Annotated in this window: 12 protein-coding genes, 2 pseudogenes and 1 other annotated feature; of the genes and pseudogenes, 3 read left to right on the top strand and 11 right to left on the bottom strand. The window is 57.3% G+C overall.

Annotated features, from left to right (window positions below; genetic code table 11):
- Window positions 1–158: 158 nt before the first annotated feature.
- Both M0412_RS26165 and M0412_RS26160 read right to left on the bottom strand, forming a co-directional pair.
- A pseudogene (locus M0412_RS26165) lies at window positions 159–1,075 on the bottom strand (IS3 family transposase); the annotation flags it as partial.
- Window positions 983–1,098, bottom strand: a sequence feature (AL1L pseudoknot). Its footprint overlaps the pseudogene before it by 93 nt.
- Complete coding sequence (locus M0412_RS26160) at window positions 1,090–1,707, bottom strand: transposase (protein ID WP_269704333.1); 618 nt, start codon at window positions 1,705–1,707, stop codon at window positions 1,090–1,092. It overlaps the preceding feature by 9 nt.
- A 30-nt stretch (window positions 1,708–1,737) precedes the next feature.
- Between M0412_RS26160 and M0412_RS26155 the strand changes: the two are divergent.
- A pseudogene (locus M0412_RS26155) lies at window positions 1,738–2,094 on the top strand (transposase); the annotation flags it as partial.
- A 68-nt stretch (window positions 2,095–2,162) separates the two neighbouring features.
- On the top strand, window positions 2,163–2,999 hold the full coding sequence (locus M0412_RS26150) for an IS481 family transposase (RefSeq protein WP_283159214.1): 837 nt from the start codon (window positions 2,163–2,165) through the stop codon (window positions 2,997–2,999).
- 29 nt (window positions 3,000–3,028) lie between these two features.
- On the opposite strand, the gene M0412_RS26145 is transcribed toward M0412_RS26150, so the two are convergent.
- The gene (locus M0412_RS26145) at window positions 3,029–3,838 is read right to left on the bottom strand and encodes a cupin domain-containing protein (RefSeq protein WP_269704249.1); all 810 of its coding nucleotides are present in this window, start codon (window positions 3,836–3,838) and stop codon (window positions 3,029–3,031) included.
- Between the two features lie 536 nt (window positions 3,839–4,374).
- A protein-coding gene (locus tag M0412_RS26140) for an IS630 family transposase (protein ID WP_371338345.1) occupies window positions 4,375–5,435 on the bottom strand; the annotation gives its coding sequence in 2 pieces (ribosomal slippage) (window positions 4,375–4,914 and window positions 4,917–5,435; 1,059 coding nt in all).
- A 425-nt stretch (window positions 5,436–5,860) separates the two neighbouring features.
- Here M0412_RS26140 and M0412_RS26135 point away from each other — a divergent pair.
- On the top strand, window positions 5,861–6,208 hold the full coding sequence (locus M0412_RS26135; protein ID WP_269704231.1) for a cupin domain-containing protein: 348 nt from the start codon (window positions 5,861–5,863) through the stop codon (window positions 6,206–6,208).
- A gap of 170 nt (window positions 6,209–6,378) precedes the next feature.
- Here M0412_RS26135 and M0412_RS26130 read toward each other — a convergent pair whose 3' ends face one another.
- The 7 genes from M0412_RS26130 to M0412_RS26100 all read right to left on the bottom strand — a co-directional run bounded on the left by M0412_RS26130 (window position 6,379) and on the right by M0412_RS26100 (window position 15,303).
- The gene (locus M0412_RS26130; RefSeq protein WP_269704233.1) at window positions 6,379–7,830 is read right to left on the bottom strand and encodes an NAD-dependent succinate-semialdehyde dehydrogenase; all 1,452 of its coding nucleotides are present in this window, start codon (window positions 7,828–7,830) and stop codon (window positions 6,379–6,381) included.
- A 150-nt stretch (window positions 7,831–7,980) separates the two neighbouring features.
- Entirely contained in the window at window positions 7,981–9,354 is a 1,374-nt protein-coding gene (locus M0412_RS26125; RefSeq protein WP_269704234.1) for an aminotransferase class III-fold pyridoxal phosphate-dependent enzyme, read from the bottom strand.
- A 74-nt stretch (window positions 9,355–9,428) separates the two neighbouring features.
- On the bottom strand, window positions 9,429–10,481 hold the full coding sequence (locus tag M0412_RS26120) for an extracellular solute-binding protein (protein ID WP_269704236.1): 1,053 nt from the start codon (window positions 10,479–10,481) through the stop codon (window positions 9,429–9,431).
- A 178-nt stretch (window positions 10,482–10,659) separates the two neighbouring features.
- On the bottom strand, window positions 10,660–11,964 hold the full coding sequence (locus M0412_RS26115; RefSeq protein ID WP_269704251.1) for an FAD-binding oxidoreductase: 1,305 nt from the start codon (window positions 11,962–11,964) through the stop codon (window positions 10,660–10,662).
- Window positions 11,965–12,129: 165 nt separating this feature from the next.
- Window positions 12,130–12,936, bottom strand: coding sequence for an ABC transporter permease (locus M0412_RS26110; protein WP_269704238.1), 807 nt, complete (start codon window positions 12,934–12,936; stop codon window positions 12,130–12,132).
- A complete protein-coding gene (locus M0412_RS26105; protein WP_269704240.1) occupies window positions 12,929–14,167 on the bottom strand; it encodes an ABC transporter permease in 1,239 nt (412 codons plus the stop codon). The genes M0412_RS26110 and M0412_RS26105 overlap by 8 nt, the downstream gene beginning before the upstream one ends.
- Window positions 14,164–15,303, bottom strand: a complete 1,140-nt coding sequence (locus tag M0412_RS26100) for an ABC transporter ATP-binding protein (RefSeq protein ID WP_269704243.1) — start codon at window positions 15,301–15,303, stop codon at window positions 14,164–14,166. Before M0412_RS26100 ends, M0412_RS26105 begins: the two co-directional genes overlap by 4 nt.
- Between the last annotated feature and the right edge of the window lie 436 nt (window positions 15,304–15,739).

The following is a 15,739-nucleotide window of genomic DNA, read 5'->3' as shown; positions in this document are numbered from 1 at the left end:
TTCGAACTGCATACCGGCCCCGTGGCGCAGGCCACGATCAGAGGCCTGACACACGACCGATAGAAGCAACATGCTGCAAAAGAAATCGGAAGAAAACCCTTGCAAAGTCGGGGGCATCCACACACGCGCCGGGTTTGCCGGAGGCTAATTACGGTTAGTTACGCGGCCATGGCTTCAGTTTCCAGAGCTGCATAGAAGTTCTCCTCTGCCTGGGCTGGCGGGATGTTCCCGATTGGCTCGAGCAGGCGGCGGTTGTTAAACCAGTCGACCCATTCCAGCGTGGCATATTCGACGGCTTCGAAGCTCCGCCATGGTCCGCGCCGGTGAATGACCTCTGCCTTGAAAAGGCCGTTGATTGTTTCGGCCAGTCATAGCTGTCGCCAACGCTGCCCACCGAGGGTTCGATCCCGGCTTCTGCGAGCCGCTCACTGTAGCGAATGGACAGGTATTGCGCACCCCTGTCGCTGTGATGAACCAGCCCCATACCTTTTGCTGGACGCCTGTCGTGAACCGCCTGTTCCAGTGCGTCGAGAACGAACCCCGCATGAGCCGTGGTGCTGACGCGCCAGCCGACAATCTTGCGGGCATAGGCGTCGATGACGAAGGCGACATAAGCGAAGCCCCTCCAGGTGGCGACATAGGTGAAATCGCTGACCCATAGCATGTTCGGCGCCGGCACCTGGAACTGGCGGTTAACCTTGTCCATCGGGCAAGGCTGCTTTTTGTCCGGGATCGTCGTCTTGTGCGGCTTGCCTCTGATAATACCTTGAATGCCCATGACCTTCATCAATCTGCCAACGGTGCAGCGGGCAACGTAAAAGCCCTCGCGACGCAACTGCCGCCAAACCTTGCGCACCCCATAGACCTGATAGTTCTCCTCGAAGATGCGCCGGATCTCGGGACGTAACGCTTCGTCCCGGCGCGCACGAACTGACAGCCGTGTCGGATCAGATCGTCTCGCCAGATGATCGTAATATGTGGACGGGGCAATCGGCAGAAGGCTGCAGATCGGCTCGACCCCGTGCGCGCCCCGATGAGCGTCAATGAAACCCACCATCACTTCGACCGGCGGTCGAGTATCCGTCTTGGTCAAGGGCGATCAGGCAGCCAATCTCGCCTCTCACGCAGCAAAGTATTTGCAAGAACGATGATGCGCCGCATGATGGCGGTAATGGCGACTTTCTTCGCTTTGCCGGCCTTTAGCAACTGCTGATACTTGTCGTGGAGGTCTCGGTTGAAACGGATGGCGACAAGTGCGGGCATGTAGATCGCGCGCCGAATGGATGACCGTCCGCCGGTAATCCGCTCCTTGCCCTGCCACTTTCCAGATTGCTGCGTCATTGGCGCAAGTCCGGCGAGAGCGGTGATCTTCTTGCCCTCGAGGTGCCCAAGCTCCGGCATGTCGATCAGCATGGTGGTTGCGGTCAGACGACCAATCCCCGGAATGGTCATCAATCGGCGGATGCGCTCTTCAAGGGTGCCTCGCTGCCTGGCGATCTGCGCAATGACCTCATCAAGCGCTTGAATATCGGCACCGATGTCCTCAATGCGGCGGCCAAGCTGTTCTCGCACGAGCGGGTTCCGTGCAGTAGCAAGCCGCGTCTTCGCGGTCACCTGATCTTTGACCAAAGCGCGGCGGGCAGTCAGCAACTCTCTGAGAGGCTGACCCAAAAATATGTGAGTGATTTCAGTCAGTTGTGATTTCATCGGATTTGCGAAGATTCGATGGAGAGCACGATGGCTTGGACTGAAACCACCCGGCAGAATTATGTTCGTCATACGGCCCGATATGCAAGCGATGTCACGGATCGCGAATGGGATTTTGTTGCGGCTTTCATGCCTGCTCCCCGGCGTTTGGGTCGGCCGCGCAAGACCGATCTACGCGAGGTTGTGAACGCGCTTCTTTATATTGCGTCGACAGGTTGTCAGTGGCGGATGCTGCCGAAGGACTTTCCGCCCAGTTCGACGGTGCAGCGGTATTTTTATGAATGGCGGGCCATGGGCCTTTGGTCACGGATCAATCATCACCTCGTCATGGAGGCGCGGGAGCTGGAGGGGAAGGAGGCTTCGCCAACGGCGGGTGCCATCGACAGCCTGTAGATATGTCGGTACTCGCGGGACATTTCCATTAGCTTCCCAATTCTGGGACGATGGAGATGCACATGAACAAGGATCAGCGCGAGATACAGCGCAAGCTACGCATTCTGCGGCATGCTGACGAGACTGGGCATGTTGCGAAGACCTGCCGGTATTTTGGGATTGGTCGCAGCAGCTTCTACCGTTGGCGTGAAGCCTATCGGAAACACGGCGACGCCGGTTTGGTGAATCACCCGCCCATTCCTAAATGGCACGCCAACAGAACGCCTATCGAGATCGAAGAGAAGGTTCTCCATCTCCGGAGCAAATATTATCTCGGACCCATGCGCATCGTTTGGTATCTGGCGCGGTATCACGGCATCAAGGTATCAGACGCAACCGTCTCCCGAATATTGAAACGCAATGGCGTCAACCGCCTTCCGCGCGGCACCCGCCTACGCAAGGTCCATACCAAGCGTTACAACAAGCAGGTTCCCGGCCACCACATTCAGATGGACGTCAAGTTCCTGACTTTTAAAGGGGCGTGCGGTGAAAAGGTTCGACGCTTCCAGTTCACTGCCATTGATGACGCGACAAGGGTGCGGGCTCTGAAAATCTACGAGAAACACACCCAGGCTAGCGCCATCGACTTCGTCGACCACATCATCGAGAAGTTCCCGTTCCGAATCCATGAGATCAGGACCGACAACGGCCACGAATTCCAAGCCAAATTCCACTGGCACGTCGAGGACAAGGGCATTCGCCACGCATATATCAGACGAGGCACCCCTCAGTTGAATGGCAAGGTCGAGCGCTCACACCGATCAGATCAGCAGGAATTCTACCAGCTGCTCAGCTACAAGGATGACGTCGATCTCGAAGCAAAACTTGACCAATGGGAGCAATTCTACAACTTCCATTGACCGCACGGAGCCTTCAATGGAAAGACGCCTTACGAGGCGCTCCGCGAAAAGCTATAGTCGTACCACGAAATGTCACAAGGGCACCTGCAGCTTACAATGATCGGAGCATCAGAAAAGCGGAACAGGTCGAACTGTGTTTCGGCCTGCAACGACCACGCCACCCAAGACGGAATAACGAAAAGATCGCCGATCTCGAGCGGATGCTCGGCGCCGTTCAGCACCACCGAACCTCGACCCTCGAAAACCTGGAATACGCTGGAGCCCACTTCGCGGCGAGAAGGTGTGACGGCGCCAGCGCGCAGGCGGTGAAACTCCGCCCGGATCGTAGGCATCACGTCGCGACCTGTTGTCGGGTTGACGTAACGCACCGCCGCATGCCCCTGATCGACAGTCGCCGGCTGGCCTTCGTCCTCAAGGAGCAACTGCTCATTCAGCGCTCGATCGGTATATTCCCAGCGATAGGCCATCAACGGTGAACTTACAGTGTCCTGTAATCCCAACAGGGGCCGCAGGCCAGGGTGGCACCATAGCCGCTCGCCCCGCGAAACATTCGGCGTCGCGTAATCGGTAACCCGCTCCGAGCCGAATTCGAAGAAGCCAACATCGTTCTGATACGAAAAGGGAATGTCGAGGCCGTCGATCCAAGCCATCGGCTTGTCGGTCTCGTTGTGGTGGCCGTGGAAATTCCATCCGGGGGTAAGCAGGAAATCCCCGCGCCTCATGTGAACTGGGTCGCCATTTACCACGGTCCAGACGCCCTCCCCTTTCACGACGAAGCGGAAGGCGTTCTGAGCGTGACGATGTTCGGGCGCCGTTTCCTTCGGTCCTAGATATTGGATCGCCGCCCACAGGGTCGGGCTGATGTAGGGTCGGCCGCCGAGGCCGGGATTCCCGAGACCGATCGCCCGCCGCTCACCGCCGCGGCCGACGGGAACCAGTTAGCCAGAGCGCTGCGCCAAGGGATAGAGCTTGGCCCATCTCCAAATATAAGGCACCGCCTTGGGTTTTGGATGTACCGGCATTAGATCGTCGATCTGGGTCCAAAGAGGCATCAGGTGTTCGCTAGCGAAGTCCGCATAGAGCTGTGCCAGCGCCGCCGCCGCTTCGTCGTCGTTCAGTGCCGCCCTTGTTCCGTTAGCGTCGCATCGTTCATTTGGGTTCCTCCACCAGCTGGCATAGGGCAACAATCTTTACACGTCAACTTATAATAAGACATCGTTTCAATTTTACTGCTTTGCTGTCGTGTATAGCTAACCGCGCGAACGACCAAAGCTGCTGAGTGGAGACAACTGAGGCCGACATCCGGACACGACGTCGTGGGCCCCAGGCAGGTGAAGAGTCCTGCACCGCGGGGGCTTATACGGCCCCTCACTGATCAAAACCCATTGGCCCATTCTCTGCGCCCGATCGACATGATGCGCCAGGGCTGGCTTTCGAGCTTCCGCCAGGCATCGCAGCAATGATCGACGATGTCGTCGTATGATTTGAACACGCGGTTTGATAACCAGTTGTCGCGCATGAAATGCCAGAGGTTTTCGACCGGGTTCAGCTCCGGCGATTTCGGCGGGAGTGGCAGAATGGTGATGTTTTCGGGCACGACGAGATTGTTGGACATGTGCCAGCCTGCCTGATCCATGATGAGGATAGCGTGCGCGTCGGCATCGACGTGCCGGGCGATTTCGGCCAGATGCTGGGTCATTGCGTAGGTGTCGCACCATGGCATGACCAGCGCCGCCGCCTTGCCGAGCTTCGGGCAGATTGCGCCGAAGATGTAGGCCGACCTTGTGCGCTGATCGTGCGGTGCTGAAGGCCGTGTTCCTCGCCTGGCCCACCGGCGGGTGATCTTGTTCTTTTGCCCGATACGGGCCTCATCCTGAAACCAAATCTCTATGCGTTTTCCTCGGGCCGCTCCAGCGGCAATCTCTGCCACTGCGGCGGGGAAGCTTTTTTAAAATCCTCAATGGCTTGAGGGTCTTGCGCGTGATGTTTGGGCCGGACAGCCAGCTTGCGATAGCCCATGGCCCGTACTTCACGGCTCAACGTTTGCTCGCTCACCGAAACGCGAAACTCTTCCCAAAGCCATTGTGCCAGATCGCACAGACGCCAACGAACAACGCCGTCGAGATAGGGTGTCGGCCCACGCTCGATTGCTTGCGCCAAGGCCGCACGCTGCTGATCGTTCAACCGCGACTGCGGACCAGGAGCCTTGCCATTGATCAGGCCTTGGGGACCGTGTTCGTTGAACCGCATGACCCAGTCCCGGACAATTTGGAGCGTGACGTTGCCGAGGCGCGCGGCATCGGAACGCGAGCCTCCATCGTAGATCGAGGCGAGTGCCAACAGACGGCGCGCCTGAGCGGCATCCTTCGTCTGCCGCGCCAGCCGCCGCAGATCGTCTCCATCAAAATCCGCCCGTAATAAAATCCCTGATCGCATCGCAGACCTCCGGTTTGCACCAGAGATTCAGATTCACCGCGCTTTGGGAAGGCCAAAGAGTCGAGGTCAGCGAGGCGGCGTATTAGGTCTTGAAGTGCTGACGCTGGATCATTCATGCTGCGCATCGACGTCGTGCCGGATAGGCGTGAACTCTGGCGGAAACCTGAATTTAGATAAGCGTAGCCCGGAAACAACGTCGTAATCGGACTTGCTTATTACGCAGACGTATGATCATATTTATCAGGAACATCGTTGTCCTCCGCGACTGTCCGCTCACCTGCGGCTAGAGCGTTGTGCGACCATGATCCGCCTGGCGGGTTGATCGAATAGCACCGGCATCGCCTCGAAAGCCGATCGGCCGCCATGATTAGAGACTCCCGGATGTGTCCCGGCGAGTTCCAATTTGAAAAAAGGAAAACAATCTCATGAAATCGGAAGCCAATAACCAGTCGCTGCTCATTTTTGACAATTCCGCGCTAGACGAGGCCGAGTGGCAGCAGGGCGCCTCTGGAAGACAGATCCGCATCATAGAATTCTACAGGAGGGACAATGTTCGGGCAGGTATATGGGAAGGCGAGACCGGCCCTTTCGCCATCAAGAGCCATCCTTACGACGAATACTGCACCATCACTGCTGGCGAGTTACTGGTGACGGATGCCAACGGCAATGAGCAGGTTTTCGGGCCGGGGGACTCATTTGCTCTTCCCAAGGGTTTCGTAGGGGTGTGGGACGTCCGCAAAAGACTCAGGAAAAACTATTTTATTTCGGAGTAAGCAAGAAGAGTTCGGTCTGCAGGGCCCAGCACGTGCAGGAGGCTAGCGGAACCACCAGCGGGAGCATCGGCGATTGAGCGTCACGCGCGGCCATGCGAAACTCCATACGTCTTTCTGCCACGCGTCGTGTCCGTCCTATAGGGCGGACACGACGCAGCGATCGGTTCGCCTCAGGTGAGGCTGATCATCTTCGTTTCGAAGTAGGCATCCAGCCCTTCAGTACCGAGTTCAGAGCCGTTGCCGCTTTCCTTAATCCCTCCAAAAGGCGCCTCGGGCGTCGCCACGTTGAACGAATTGATCGCTACCATGCCGGCCTGCAATTCGTCAGCGACACGCATTGCGGCAGATGACGAGGTGGTGAAAGCATAGGCCGCCAAACCGAAAGGCAGGCGATTGGCCTTCTCCAGCGCTTCTTCGGCGGTGGAAAAGCGGTTGATAAGCGCGATCGGTCCGAACGGTTCCTCGTTCATTGCCATTGCTGTCTCAGGAACATCGGCGATCACCGTTGGAGCCCAAAAATTCCCCTCGTTACCGATGCGCTCGCCACCTGCCAGAATACGGCCACCGTGTGCGACCGCGTCCTGGACGAAACGCTCGACGACTTCCAGTCGTCGACGATGGACCAGCGGCCCCATCTGAACACCGTCCTGCAAGCCGTTGCCGACCTTGATGGCCTTGGCTCTTTGAGCGAAGCCCGCGCAGAAGTCGTCATAAACGCTATCCTCGACGTAAAACCGCGTCGGTGATACGCAAACCTGCCCGGCATTGCGGAACTTCCGTTGCACCGAGAGATCGAGCGTCTGCTCGAGGGGAGCATCCTTAAACACGAGGACCGGCGCGTGGCCGCCAAGTTCCATCGTCGTCCGCTTCAAGCTTTCGGCAGCGAGCTTGGTGAGATGTTTGCCGACGCTGACCGAGCCGGTGAAAGAAATTTTGCGGATAACTGGTGAAGCGATCAGATAGCTCGAAATGTCGCTCGGAACGCCGAAGACAAAGGCGATCAGGCCTGGGGGAAGACCTGCATCTAGCAATGCACGCGCGACAGAGAGGGAACTCGAAGCGACCTCTTCGCCGGGCTTGTAGATGCAGGGGCAGCCAGCGGCGAGCGATGCGCCGACCTTTCTCACCGCGTTGACGATCGGGAAATTCCAGGCAGCAAATGCAGCACTCGGGCCGACCGGCTCCCTGACGACCTGAAAGCGCGTGTTGCCCACTCGACCCGGAATGACCCGACCATAAACGCGGCGTCCTTCTTCGGCATACCATTCCAACTCGTCGGCGGCGGCTGCAACTTCGATGCGGGCTTCAGCGAGGGGCTTGCCCATCTCGATCGTCATTATGGGAGCAATTTCCTCCACACGCGCACGCAGCAGGTCTGCGGCCTTCTTGAGGATTCGACCACGCTCCTTAGGATGTGTATCTCGCCACGGGCGGTAAGCGCGCTGTGCCGCATTTAGAGCGGCGTCCAGATCGGCTGGGGTCGCGTGCGGAAGCCTCGCAATCTCCTCGCCGGTAGCCGGGTTGATCATGACCGTCGACTGGCGCCCCTCTGTTCCGAACCACTCCCCGTTGATCAGGAGTCTGGGATCTAGAGCCGATATGTTTATTACTGTGTTCGACATGGGTCTTCTTTCATGAACCGTGACGCCTGCTGCCTCATCGAAAGCCAAACGTGAAAATTGCAGCAAGACGCTGATGTGCCGGGATGTTTTTCAGAGGTCTGTCAGGCGTCTCTTCGTAGATCGAGAATTTGGCCGCGCGAAGCTGGACGATCAGTTGGAGATTTGCGCCAGCGCTTGGCGGACGGCGTCGACGATAGTTTCGACCTCTTCTCGTGTGACGATAAGCGGAGGCGTTATAAGCAACTGGGACCCATTTACGCGGATGAGCACGCCGGCTTCAGCAGTCGCATCGCCAATCGCCATCATCATGTGCGGATTAGCGTTCATATTTGTTCCAGGCTCAGCAACCATTTCGACACAGGCCATCAGTCCCTTTCCTCGCACATCCCCAATCCAAGGGCAGACGGGCTTTAGAGCCTCTAGGCCGGCGACCAAGGCTTGCCCATTTTCGCGGGAAAGCTGTGTGGTTCCGAGGTTCCTATACATGTCGAGCGTCGCAATGGCAGCCGCGCAACCAACCGGAGAGCCTGAATACGTGTAGCCGTGACCGACGATGCCGATCGGACCATTGTCCTGCTCGAAGGCAGAGGCGATACGGTCGTTGACGAGCGCGGCGCCAAGCGGGAAATAGCCGCTCGAGATCGCCTTTGCCAAGCACATGATGTCCGGCTTGACCCCCCATCCCCGCGATCCACTATCGTCACCCGTCCTTCCGAATCCGGTAATCACCTCGTCGGCAACTAGCAGAATGCCGTACTTGTCGCACACGCGCCGAAGCTCGGGCCAGAACCGTGGTGGAGGAACGACTAGGCCGCCGGCACCGGAGACGGGTTCGACGATGATTGCCGCTACCGTATCGCCTCCCTGGAACTGAATCTCTTCTTCTAGCATGGAGATGCAAAGGGTGGTTAGTCTCTCTGGATCTGCCTCCCCGAAAGGGTTCCTGAAGGGTAGTGGTACCGGAATGTGGAAGCAGCCTGCCAGAAGCGGCTCATAGGCGCGGCGAATCGCCGGCCTGCTGTTGAGGGAAGCACCACCAAAGTGAGTTCCATGGTATCCGTTACGCATTGCGATGAATTTGTAGCGGTCGCCCGCTCCCGTGATCTTCCAATATTGCCTGCTGAGCCGCATGGCGGTATCTACCGCGTCGGATCCTCCCGAGGTGAAGAAGACGCGCGCCATGCCGTCGTCACGGAACCACTCGTCAATCAGCTTGCCTGCTAACTCCTCCGCGGGCTTGTTCGTGTTCCCTCGAAATGACGAGAAATATGGCAGCTTCTCAAGTTGTCTGGCAATTGCCTCCTTAATCGGAGCGGCGCTGTAGCCGAGTGTGACGTTAGACAATCCGCCGGCCGTCGCATCCAGCAGGCGTCTCCCCCTTGAATCGACCACGTGGACTCCCTGACCTTCAACGATCTCGAGAGGAGGCTGTTCCGCGAGCTCAAAGGGGCTTTGCATCGGGTGCCAGAAACGCGATGCGTTAGCATTGAGGCTCGGGTTATGAGAAAACGGTATGTCATTCATTTGGATAGTCTCCATTACCGGAATCACGCGTTGGCCGGCACCGGCAAGGATGCCAGCCAACGGTCGTTTTTGCGTTACTTGCTTGTCTTCCAGGCGGTCCAGCGCCTGGTGATGCGGTCGCCGTTGTCCAGCCAGAAAGCAAGTGCCTCGGGACTGCTGGCATCGAGCGCGGTCTTGATGTTGTCACCAACCGGGAGAAGCTTGATCAGGTCGGGCGAAAGGTAGTTGATCGTCTCCTTCATGGCAGGTCCCATCGGCATTTCCTTGATGAATTCCGCCTCACGCTTCGGATCCGCATAAAACTGCAGGAATTTCACTGCGAGGTCGGCGTGTTCTGCCCCGTCTAGAATAGCGAACGCGTCATGGTTGAGAAAAGCTCGGTCCCAGGTCATATCGAGCTTCTCGCCGTTCAGGTTTGCCGCCGCCACGCGGTGGCTGTAGCCTGTCGACATGGCCACATCCCCCCCAGTCAACAACTGAACTGACTGGGCTCCGGATTCCCAAAAGACCAGTTGTTGCTTGATCGTACCGAGTTTCGCGAACGCCCGATCCAGACCTTCAGTAGTGGCCATCACAGCGTACAGCTCGCTGGGTTCGACGCCGTCCGCCAATAAGGCCAGCTCCAAGGAAAACTGAGCCGTAGCCCGGAGGCCCCGCTTTCCAGGAAATTTTGCAAGGTTGAAGAAATCCTCGATAGTTTTCGGCTTTTCCGGAAATGTTCCTTCCCTCGAAACAACGGTGACGGCCGTTATGCCGACGCCAACGCCACACGGGAAGATGCTGTCGGGATTGAGTTTGTCGGCGATACCAAGTTTGACCAAATCGAGCTTGACGAAGAGCCCCTCGTCACACGCGCGCATCTGCTCATAGATCTCGGTTTCGACGACGTCATAAGGACGCTGGTTGGTGTCAATCATCGCCTTGAGACCGCCCCAACGCGCTTCACCCTTGTTGTCGAGCACTTTCGAAAGGCCGTTCTGTTGGCCGAAGGGTTCGAAGAAGTGCTTGTGCAGCATGTCCGAATAAACACCGCCAGCGGTGTTGACGGTGAAATCTCGCGAAAAACCGTTGGCCGGGAAGCCCGCGAGGGCTCCACCGAGCAAAATTGCCGTTACAAAGCGTGTCATGTACATACTCCCTTGTTTGTTGGTTCCCATTGGATTTACTGCCTTGCCGTTAGAAGTCGTGTTTAGTGATGTGCCTCCTATGCTTTCGAGACGCTCTCCGCCGCGGCCTGGACTAATTACTGCCTACCCCCGGCAATGCCGGGGATGCCTTTGGGCAGCTATTTCTGAGTTCCGACCTTCAGCGCCTAAATCTGAACGGCGCCGGATCGACAGAAGGCTTTGCATCCGTCACCATGTCTGCCAATAGCCGTCCGGCCCCCGGCCCCAAACCGAACCCATGTCCCGAAAATCCTGTGGCAAACCACAGTCCGGTGATCTCTGGCGCGGCATCTATGGTCGGCACGGAATCCGGACTGGCATCGATGACCCCTGCCCATCGATGAATGACCGATGCGCCCGCACAGTCTGGCCTCGCTTCCAGAAAGCTTTGGAACGCCTGCGATAGCCTGCCGTCGGACGGATCACGGTCGATTTCCCGTTCCTGTTCGTACCAGAGTTGGCGTCGACGACTGCCCGGAATGGCCCGCAACCAGGCCTCGCGAGCCCCCCGGTCGAACCTGAAACTTACCGCACCTCCTCGTTGTCGGAGAGCGGGCAAAAATTTCCAAGCGAAACGAAGCGTATCAGGCGTAAGTGAGACCGCGCCGCCAAACGGCGAGACACTGTACGAACCGTCCAGATGGCTGCGAAACCCGAAATCGGCTGTCCCGATGCACGGGCCGCTTGCCCCTTCGACCGGCGCTGTTCGCAGCACGCTTGCCGCGATTTGTATGATCGGCAACCGAAGGCCCGCAGACCGCAGAAAAAGGCTTGACCATGCACCGGCGGTTACCACCGCTCTGCTGCAGGAGATCCTGCCCTTCTCGGTGATTACGCCTGTAACGCGCCCACCCGCGATCTCCAACTTCCGGACCGCGCACCAAGGATAGACTTTTGCACCGGCGGTCTGCGCCCCCGCAGCGATGACCGGAACCGTCAGCTCCGGCTCGGCCTTTCCGTCCTCCGGCACGTAATAGGCGGCTGGCCAACTACGAGATGCATTCGGCAGAAATTGTTTGAGCTCTGACGAAACGAGCCGGGCCGTGTAGATACCGTACCTGCGGGTGATCTCAGCTCTACGATCCTGTTCGGCAATTTCTTCAGCACTCCTGCATAGGAACAGGCGGCCGCACCTCCGAAATCCGGTGTCGCTTTCAAGCGTTGTGGCAAAATCGTCCCATAGGCTCATACTTAGGACTCCGAGGGGAGTCTCTGCGTCCGACCTGCCGCTAGCCCTGCACCAGCCGAGATTTCGCCCAGATTGCTCGCCGCCTATGCGCCCCTTCTCGAGCAGAACAGTCGTACATCCACTCTTCGCCAAGAAAAGCGCGAGCGAGACGCCAACGATACCGGCGCCAATCACAACGACATCGGCTGTCTCGGGCAACTCATCGCTTTGGGACCAAAAACCCTTAAGCGGAGGGCTCTGTCGTCCATTGTCCATGGATTGCGCGCTCATCATTAGTCCTCATCAGTTGTAAAAAAGAGGCGTTTGATCCGGTATAATCATCATACGTCGTTCTATTTTTGTGTCAACTTACTCGTTGCAACAAGGGCTTTCCAGCCTAACCGGAAGATAGCCTCAAGAATTCATAAGACGTGAAATTATCTATCTGCGCTGTCGCGCTCGGAGCCACTCAACAGCACCGAATAGCAAGCCGGTGACTAATACGAGCAGGGTCGAGACTGCGATGACTGACGGATCGAGTTGATACTCGAGTGCCGAAAAGAGCTGCCTGGGCAGCGTGTATTGGGATGGCCCGGCCAGGAACACGGCCAGGATTACCTCGTCGAAAGAATGGATAAACGCCAGGAGCGCTCCGGCCACCAGTCCGGGAGAGATCAGTGGCAATGTTATTGTGCGAAACGCATTCCACGGAGAAGCGCCGAGATTGAGCGCGGCTCGGACGAGCACCGGATCGAGATTTCTGATTGAAACGGAAACCATCAGCACAACAAAGGGCACGCAGACCACAACGTGGCCGATAATGACGCCGAGGAACGTACCGATGAGACCTGCCTTGGACATCAAGAAATAGAGAGCAAGGGCAATAATGACCGAAGGCACAACCAGCGGAGCCAGGAATATCCCGGTATAAAGAACCACAGACCTGGATTTCGAAAGATGCAGTCCGTAAGCCGCGGCTGTCCCAAGCGTGCTGGATATCAGCGTGACGGGAATGGCAATCAGCAGACTGTTCTTGAGCGACGACATCCAAGGGTGAGGCTGGAGCACCGTTCTGTACCAATCGAACGTGAAGCCCTCGACCGGATACTTCAAGCTTGGAGAACTGCTAAAGGATAGCGGTATAATGAAGAGAATTGGACCAATCAAGAACAAGAACCCGCCGAGGCTCACTGTCCAGGCCAAGAGGCGACCGCTTTTCCCAATGATTTCCTTGCCGTGATCAAGCATTGAACACGCTCCTAGTCTTGAAGATGATCCTGAAGGCCATGAGTATCGCAGCAACGCCGATCAGCATGACGAGCGCCAAGGCGCTCGCGAGCGGCCAATCCGCGCTCTTCAGAGCCAATTGGGCTATCACTGTGCTCAACATGACGTCCCTTCCGCCACCGATCAATGTTGGGGTAATATAGAAACCCAGCGACATGACGAAGACGACCACGCTGCCGGCTGTAACACCAGGGAGCGTCTGGGGCAGATAGACCTGGAAGAATGCCGCTGATGGACTCGCGCCCAGTGACTTCGCCGCCCGGACCTGCTCGGGCCCGATTGTCTTCATGATGGCATAGATTGGCAGCACCATCAGAGGCAGCATAATATGCACCATTGCGACATAAACGGCACCGCGCGTGTATAGCAGTTGCTGAGCGGCGTCGAAGATCCCAAGACCTACAAGTACCTCATTGAGTTTTCCGTCTTTCTGAAAAAGAAGAAGCCAAGCGGCGGTGCGTGCCAACAATGAGGTCCACAATGGCACGAGAACGAGAAGCAACAGAAGATTCTTATATCGATCCGGCACCTGAGCGATGGTCCATGAGATGGGATAGCCCAGTAGCACGCACCAGGAGAGCACGATAAAGGCGATCCAAACCGTGCGCGCAATCAAAGGCCCGTAAACCGCCTCATCCGCAGCTACGATGTCCCCCTTGTCGCCGTAGCTCAAATCCACGGTTGCGAGAAGCTGCGCGGACGTAAATGCCCCCGTCATGTCGCTGATTGTCTGCCAGTAGGATACATCTCCCCATCGTTTGTCGATCGCAACAAGATCGTCCCTAGTACCGGCTACGGACTGCAGTTGCGTCGTGTTTTTAGTTTTCAGCAGCAGTGACCGGAATCCGGATTTGCGAAGGTTGAGCGCGGCGACGGCCGTCATCACCTCCTTATTAGCGACGTGCGTGAGATCGTCGACCAAAGCTTGATAGGTGGCATCGTCGGGAAGCTCTTTCCCGCGCCATTGGGAAAGCGCGATCGTGGTCCGCGGCAAACCATCCCGCACTTCCGGACTGTAAACGCTCGTGAACAGCAGCATGCCGAGCGGCATCACGAACGCCACCACCATGAACAGAAATAGCGGAAGAATTAGAAAAGTGGCACGCCATTGCACCCGGCGTTGTGCCGCCCTCAACGATGTCTTAAGTTCGCGGGACTGATCGGCGTTGGCCGAAAGGCTGATCGCGTTCATGCCTGTCCCCCACCGATCCCAGTCTCGATAGGGTCCAGCGCCCGGCAATCAATTGCACGCCAACTGAGGTCAACGCCCATTCCCGGAGATAGCCCGGAAATGTCGTCTGGTAGCGCTTCTGCGGTAACGACATCGCCGCCAGCCAGCCGGCACTGCAATCTTATTCTCGAACCGACGTAGATCATCTCTAGGATATCCGCCTTATACGCGTTGCGCCCCGCGGTTGCCGCCGCGCCTGGGGCAGAAATACGTATCTGCTCCGGGCGGACGGCCACGCTCGTCGCCCTGCCCGGAGCAAGATCCGCCACGCATTGCGCTATCAGACGGGTCCCGTCGCTTAAGTCGACAGCGCACTCGCTGCCGGAAATCTGCACGACAACGCCATCCAACCGGTTGTTTTCACCGATAAAGTTGGCGACGAAGGAACTGGTCGGTCGCTCGTAGATTGCGCTCGGATGGTCCACCTGCTGGATCTTGCCTTGATTGAACACGGCAATCCGGTCCGACAACACTAAGGCTTCCTCCTGATCGTGCGTCACGTAGATCATCGTGATGCCGAGTTCTTGATGAAGACGTCGGATCTCCAACTGCATGTGTTCCCGTAACCGCCGGTCCAAAGCGCCCAAAGGCTCGTCGAACAAGACAACTTCCGGAGAAAAGACAAGGGCGCGGGCAAGCGCTACACGCTGTTGCTGGCCCCCGGAAAGTTGCCGAGGATTGCGGTCGCCAAGAGCTTCCAGTTTCACCATCGCCATCGCGTCGCGAACTTTCTCGCCGATCTCATGTCGGTTCAAACCTCGCTGACGCAGCGGATAAGCGATGTTCTGCGCAACCGTCATATGCGGAAACAGCGCATAATTCTGAAACACCATGCCGAAGTTGCGTCGATATGCTGGGACGGAACCCAGGTCGCCGCCCTTAAAGCTCAACCGTCCACCGCTGGCGTCTTCGAAACCCGCAATAATCATCAGAAGCGTCGTCTTGCCAGAACCAGACGGGCCGAGGAGAGTAAAAAACTCCCCCTGCTTGATTTCAGCCTCCACATCCCGAAGGACGTAGCTTTGTCCGTCATACGTCTTTGCTACCGATCGAATCGACAGAAAGGACTGAAACTCTCGTATATTCTGGCTTTTCATGCCGTAACTCCCAAAAATTTCATGCGGTCATTCCCGTTTGTTTTTTGCAATTGATAAGACATATTACGATCTAGTCAAGCACTGTTGCCCTAATCCGCTAAACTGAGTTTTGGAGCGCCGATTGATTCCCGCGAGGATGGCAGAAGCGATACTGAACTGATGCGGTGGATGCCCCTTCGCCTGGCATCGTATGATGTCATCCGCGCCAGGGTGGCGCATTTGAAGGAGGAGACCATGTCTAACGTGCATATTTTGGCAATTGACCTCGCCAAACGAAGCTTTCAGATCTGTGGCACTGATCGGGGTGGGGCGTGTGTGGATGCCCCCGACTTTGCAAGGGTTTTCTTCCGATTTCTTTTGCAGCATGTTGCTTCTATCGGTCGTGTGTCAGGCCTCTGATCGTGGCCTGCGCCACGGGGCCGGTATGCAGTTCGAA

It is taken from the genome of Agrobacterium sp. O3.4 (assembly GCF_041414895.1).
Lineage (GTDB): Bacteria > Pseudomonadota > Alphaproteobacteria > Rhizobiales > Rhizobiaceae > Agrobacterium > Agrobacterium cucumeris.
This window is presented reverse-complemented; position numbering and strand designations above follow the sequence as displayed.

Coding starts and splice junctions, on each gene's coding strand:
- M0412_RS26130 (WP_269704233.1), bottom strand. CDS start 7,830: ATGTCGAACACAGTAATAAACATATCGGCTCTAGATCCCAGACTCCTG.
- M0412_RS26150 (WP_283159214.1), top strand. CDS start 2,163: ATGAACAAGGATCAGCGCGAGATACAGCGCAAGCTACGCATTCTGCGG.
- M0412_RS26115 (WP_269704251.1), bottom strand. CDS start 11,964: ATGGACAATGGACGACAGAGCCCTCCGCTTAAGGGTTTTTGGTCCCAA.
- M0412_RS26135 (WP_269704231.1), top strand. CDS start 5,861: ATGAAATCGGAAGCCAATAACCAGTCGCTGCTCATTTTTGACAATTCC.
- M0412_RS26105 (WP_269704240.1), bottom strand. CDS start 14,167: ATGAACGCGATCAGCCTTTCGGCCAACGCCGATCAGTCCCGCGAACTT.
- M0412_RS26110 (WP_269704238.1), bottom strand. CDS start 12,936: ATGCTTGATCACGGCAAGGAAATCATTGGGAAAAGCGGTCGCCTCTTG.
- M0412_RS26125 (WP_269704234.1), bottom strand. CDS start 9,354: ATGAATGACATACCGTTTTCTCATAACCCGAGCCTCAATGCTAACGCA.
- M0412_RS26100 (WP_269704243.1), bottom strand. CDS start 15,303: ATGAAAAGCCAGAATATACGAGAGTTTCAGTCCTTTCTGTCGATTCGA.
- M0412_RS26160 (WP_269704333.1), bottom strand. CDS start 1,707: ATGAAATCACAACTGACTGAAATCACTCACATATTTTTGGGTCAGCCT.
- M0412_RS26120 (WP_269704236.1), bottom strand. CDS start 10,481: ATGACACGCTTTGTAACGGCAATTTTGCTCGGTGGAGCCCTCGCGGGC.